Raw genomic sequence first — 5,143 nt, 5'->3', positions numbered from 1 at the left:
CCGAGACGACCGAGTCGCCCAGCAGCCGGCGGATGCGGTCGCACAGCATCAGCACCACGCCCGACACCGCCATCGCCGCGGTCAGCGCCGCCACCCAGTCGAGCAGGCGATCCGGCTGGCGCGAGGCCAGCAGCAGCACGGTGGCCATCGCCGACGGCCCCGCCAGCAGCGGCACCGCGAGCGGGAAGATCAGCGGCTCCCGGCCCTCGGTCGTGCCGTACACGCCGCCTTCGTGGCTGAAGATCATCCGGATCGCGACCATCAGCAGGATCACGCCGCCGGCCACTTCGAGCGAACGCTCCGACAGGTGCATCACCCGCAGGAAGCCGTTGCCGAAGAACATGAAGAAGAACAGCACGCCGAACGCGATGCCCACCTCGCGCATCGCGACCCAGCGCCGCCGGTGCTTCGGCACCTCGCGCATGATCGGGATGAAGATCGGCAGGCTGCCCAGCGGATCGAGCACCAGCAGCAGCAGGACGAAGGCCGACAGGAAACTGTGGTCCATGCTCAGCGGCCTCGCCAGAAGAGGGCGTCCAGCTCCTTCATCGTGATCTGCCGCCAGGTCGGCCGGCCGTGGTTGCACTGGTCGGAGCGCTCGGTGCGCTCCATGTCGCGCAGCAGCGCATTCATCTCGTCGATCGTCAGCTGCCGGTTCGCACGCACCGCGCCGTGGCAGGCCATCGTCGACAGCAGCTCGTCCTGCGCGCGCTGGATCACGCTGCTGGCGTCGTACTGCGACAACTCGGCCAGCACGCTGCGTGCGAGCTCGACCACGTCGCCGCCGACGAGCGCCGCCGGCTGCGAACGCACCGCCAGCGTCGTGGCCGACAGCGCCGAGACATCCAGCCCCAGCGTGCGCAGGTTGTCGGCTTGCGCCTGCGCGGTCGCGATCTCCTGCGCGGTGGCGGCGAAGGTGGCCGGGATCAGCAGCGGCTGGCTCTCGATCGCCGCGCTGCCGAGGCTGGCCTTCAGGCGCTCGTAGACGATGCGTTCGTGCGCCGCATGCATGTCGACGACCACCAGGCCGTGGCTGTTCTCGGCCAGCACGAACACGCCGCCGATCTGCGCGACGGCACGGCCGAGCGGCCATTCGTCGCGCTGGAAATCGATGGCGGATGCTGCCGAGGCTGGCACCGGGGACGGTGCCGCAGCGAGCGGCGCAGGGCGCGCGGCCGGTGCCGGTTCACCACCGCCCCACAGCGTCGCCACCTGCTGCAACCCGAGCGCACCCTGCACCTGCGGGCGCATCGGCTGTGGCGAGAAGCCGCCACCGCCGAACGACGACGGACGCGCCGCCGGCACGGCCGCATACCCGGCCAGGTGCTCCGACGCGAGCAGCACGCCCGCCACGCCGCYGGCCTCGTCACCCGCCGCCGAGGCGGCACGCGGTGCGGCCAGCGCGCCCTCCACCGCCCGCCGCACCGCCTGGTGCACCTCGCGCGAATCGCGGAAGCGCACCTCGATCTTGGTCGGGTGCACGTTCACGTCGACGCGGTCGGGCGCGATCTCGATGAACAGCACATACGCCGGCTGGCGCCCGCCGTGCAGCACGTCTTCGTAGGCGGAGCGCACGCCGTGGGCGATCAGCTTGTCGCGCACGTAGCGGCCGTTGACATACACGTACTGCTGGTCGGCGCGGGCACGGGCCGCGGCCGGCGTGCCGGCGCGCCCGGTGATGCGCATCGGCCCCGCCTCCAGCATCACCTCGCAGCTCTGCTCGACGAACTCGTCGCCCATCACGTCGCGCACGCGCTGCGCCTGCGTCGCGCGGCGCCATTGCTGGGACAGCTTGCCTTCGTGCCAGACCGCGAAGCCGGCGTCGGGCCGGGCCAGCGCATGGCGGCGCACCGCATCGAGGCAGTGCGCGAACTCGGTGGCGTCGGTCTTCAGGAACTTGCGGCGCGCCGGCGTGCTGAAGAACAGCTCGCGCACCTCGACGCTGGTGCCGATGCCGCGTGCCGCCGGCACCAGCTCGCCGGAACGCGCATCGATGCGCTGCGCATGCGGCGCGCCCTCGGTGCGGCTCGCGATGGCGAGTTCGGCGACCGACGAAATGGCCGCCAGCGCCTCGCCGCGGAACCCCATCGTCACGACGCCCTCCAGTTCGGCCAGCGACGCGATCTTGCTGGTGGCATGCCGGCGCAGCGCGAGCGGCAGCTCGTCGCTCGGGATGCCCTGCCCGTCGTCCTCGACCAGGATGCTGCGCACGCCGCCGGCCACCAGCTTCACGGTGATCTCGCGGCCGCCGGCGTCGAGCGCGTTGTCGACCAGCTCGCGCACCACCGAGGCCGGCCGCTCGACCACCTCGCCGGCGGCGATCTGGCTGATCAGTTCGTCGGGCAGCTCGCGGATCGGACGGCGTGGGGCGGGCTGCAAAAGGGCATTCATCGGGGAATTGTAGGAGGCTCGCGACGGGTCGTGATAATCCGCCGATGCACGACCTGACCCTCCTGATCACCCTGGCCGGCGGCCTGGCCTTTGCACTGGTCTTCGGGGCGCTGACGCGCCGCATCGGCCTGTCGACACTGGTCGGCTACATGCTCGCGGGCATCGTCGTGGGGCCGTTCACGCCGGGTTTCGTGGCCGATGCGGGCCTCGCCTCGCAGCTCGCCGAGATCGGCGTGATCCTGCTGATGTTCGGTGTCGGCATGCACTTCCACCCGCAGGAGCTGCTGCGGGTGTGGAAGCTCGCGGTGCCGGGCGCGATCGGGCAGAGCCTGGTGGCCGGCGTGGCCGGCTGGGCGCTGGCGCGCGGCTTCGGCTGGTCGCATGCGGCCGGCGCGATCTTCGGCATGGCGCTGGCGGTGGCCAGCACGGTGGTGCTGATGCGCATGCTGGTCGAGCAGAACCGGCTCGCGAGCCGCGACGGCCATGTCGCGGTCGGCTGGCTGATCGTCGAGGATCTGTTCACCGTCGGCGCGCTGGTGGTGCTGCCGCTGCTCGCGCCGCCGGCCGCAGGCGCCAGCGGTGCGACGCAATCGCTGGGCATGGCGCTGCTGATGGCGCTCGGCAAGGTCGTCGTGTTCGCGCTGCTGGTCGGCGTGGTCGGCACGCGCGTGGTCGGCCGGGTGCTCGAGAAGGTGGCCCGCACGCAGTCGTCGGAGCTTTTCACGCTGACGGTGTTCGTCGTCGCGCTGGGTGTCGCGGTGCTGGCGGCCGAGGTGTTCCACGTGTCGGTCGCGCTGGGCGCGTTCTTCGCCGGGCTGGTGGTCGGGCAGTCGCGCTTCGGCCCGCAGGCGGCGGCCGACATGGCGCCGTTCCGCGACGTGTTCTCGGCGCTGTTCTTCGTCTCGGTGGGGATGCTGTTCAACCCGGGCTTCATCGTGCAGCAGCCATGGATGGTGCTGGGCGTGCTCGCGATCGTGCTGGTGCTGAAGCCGCTGATCGCGGTGGCGATCGTCGGCGTGCTGCGCGAGCCCTCGCGCACCAGCGCGACGGTGGCGGTGGGCCTGGCACAGATCGGCGAGTTCTCGTTCATCCTCGCGAGCCTGGGGCTGTCGATCGGCGTGCTGCCGCGCGAGGCGATGGATGCGCTGGTGGTCGGCGCGATCGTCTCGATCGCGGTCAACCCGCTGCTGTTCCGCTGGATCGGCAAGCGGGTCGCGGAGCCGGATGCGGCGCATGTCGAAGCCACGGCCGCGCCGGTTGCCGAGGGAGGGCACACGGCGCCCGCCGTGCTGCTGTGCGGCTACGGCGCACTGGGGCGCCGCATCGCGGCGCGCTGCATCGAGGGCGGCATCGCGATCGCGGCCGTGCACCACGATCCGGACATCGAGGAGGTGCCCGGCATGACGCTGGTGTTCGGTGACCCGACCCGCGGCGAGGTGCTCGAGGCCGCCGGCATCGCCGACGCGCGGCTGCTGGTCGTTGCCGACCTGCTGCTGGGCGCCAAGATCCAGGTCTGCACGCAGGCGCGCCGGCTGAACCCGCGCATCGTGATCAGCGGTAGCGCGAACACCGATGCCGAGCGTGCCTGGCTGGAGGAGTTCGGCGCGCAGTTCGTCAGCGACGGGCGCGACGAACAGAGCGCGCAGATGGCGCGAGCGATCAAGACGCTGCTGTAGTTGCCACGGAGGCCGAGGTGGTCGCAAATTGCGACCACCGATAATCGCCGCCCATGGACATCGCCCACTTCATTCTCGACTTCATCCTGCACGTCGACGTGCACCTCGCGAACTTCGTCGCGGCCTATGGCACCTGGGTGTACGCGCTGCTGTTCCTGATCATCTTCGTCGAGACCGGCGTCGTCGTGATGCCCTTCCTGCCGGGCGACTCGCTGCTGTTCGTCGTCGGCGCGCTGTGTGCCAAGGGGCTGATGAGCCTGCCGCTGACGATCGGTCTGCTGGTGGCGGCCGCGATCCTGGGCAACCAGAGCAACTACACGATCGGCCGCTACTTCGGGCCACGCGTGTTCCAGTGGGAGAACTCGCGCTTCTTCAACAAGAAGGCCTTCGAGCAGGCCCATGCGTTCTACGAGAAGTACGGCGGCATCACGATCATCGCCGCGCGCTTCATGCCGTTCCTGCGCACTTTCGCGCCATTCGTCGCCGGCGTCGCGCAGATGACGCGCCGCAAGTTCACGCTGTACGACGTGTCGGGCGCGGTGCTGTGGGTCGGCGGCGTGACGCTGGCCGGCTACCTGTTCGGCAACATCCCGTGGGTCAAGGAGCACCTCGACAAGATCATCTGGGGGGCGATCCTGCTGCCGGGGCTGCTGGTGCTGTTCGGGGCGTGGAAAGCGCGGCGGGCCCAGACAGCGTGATTCACAGCTGGCGTTGCCTTGCGAGAGGCGGGTTCTTCGCGAAGTAGCGCCGGATCCCGGTGGTCAGCGCGTCGACCAGCTGCAGCTGGTACTGCGGGTCGCGCAGCTTGGCTTCTTCTTCCGGGTTCGAGATGAAGGCCGTCTCGACCAGGATCGACGGGATGTCGGGGGCCTTCAGCACCGCGAAGCCGGCCTGCTCGACGCTGCCCTTGTGCAGCTTGCCGACCTTGCCGATCTGGCCCAGCACCTCGCTGCCGAGCTTCATGCTGTCCTTGATCTGCGCGGTCGTGCTCATGTCGAGCATCGCGCGCAGCACCGCGGCGTCCTTGGCGTCGTGCTCATGTCGAGCATCGCGCGCAGCACCGCGGCGTCCTTGGC

Annotated in this window: 5 protein-coding genes; 2 read left to right on the top strand and 3 right to left on the bottom strand. The window is 70.4% G+C overall.

What is annotated here, in order from left to right; genetic code table 11:
• Together AC1D15_RS17340 and mutL are read right to left on the bottom strand one after the other, a co-directional pair.
• The coding region (locus AC1D15_RS17340) for a MarC family protein (protein WP_477826946.1) at positions 1–508 on the bottom strand (508 nt) is incomplete at its 3' end.
• A gap of 2 nt (positions 509–510) precedes the next feature.
• Complete coding sequence (gene mutL, locus AC1D15_RS17335; protein WP_477826945.1) at positions 511–2,391, bottom strand: DNA mismatch repair endonuclease MutL; 1,881 nt, start codon at positions 2,389–2,391, stop codon at positions 511–513.
• A 44-nt stretch (positions 2,392–2,435) separates the two neighbouring features.
• On the opposite strand from mutL, the gene AC1D15_RS17330 reads away from it, so the two are divergent.
• Together AC1D15_RS17330 and AC1D15_RS17325 are read left to right on the top strand one after the other, a co-directional pair.
• Positions 2,436–4,067 (top strand): cation:proton antiporter, encoded by a 1,632-nt coding sequence (locus AC1D15_RS17330; RefSeq protein ID WP_465113383.1) that lies wholly within the window; start codon positions 2,436–2,438, stop codon positions 4,065–4,067.
• A 53-nt stretch (positions 4,068–4,120) separates the two neighbouring features.
• A complete protein-coding gene (locus tag AC1D15_RS17325; protein ID WP_477826944.1) occupies positions 4,121–4,765 on the top strand; it encodes a DedA family protein in 645 nt (214 codons plus the stop codon).
• A 1-nt stretch (position 4,766) separates the two neighbouring features.
• On the opposite strand, the gene AC1D15_RS17320 is transcribed toward AC1D15_RS17325, so the two are convergent.
• Positions 4,767–5,143 (bottom strand): N-acetylmuramoyl-L-alanine amidase family protein (locus tag AC1D15_RS17320; protein WP_477826943.1); only part of this gene is annotated, 377 nt, incomplete at its 5' end.

The organism is Rhizobacter sp. P2_H2, assembly GCF_056403375.1.
Note: the sequence above shows the minus strand (reverse complement) of the source record. Positions and strands in the feature narration are given on the sequence as shown.

What these genes read in the sequence shown, in the direction of transcription:
- AC1D15_RS17330 (WP_465113383.1), top strand. Translation starts at nt 2,436, where the DNA reads ATGCACGACCTGACCCTCCTGATCACCCTGGCCGGCGGCCTGGCCTTT.
- AC1D15_RS17325 (WP_477826944.1), top strand. Translation starts at nt 4,121, where the DNA reads ATGGACATCGCCCACTTCATTCTCGACTTCATCCTGCACGTCGACGTG.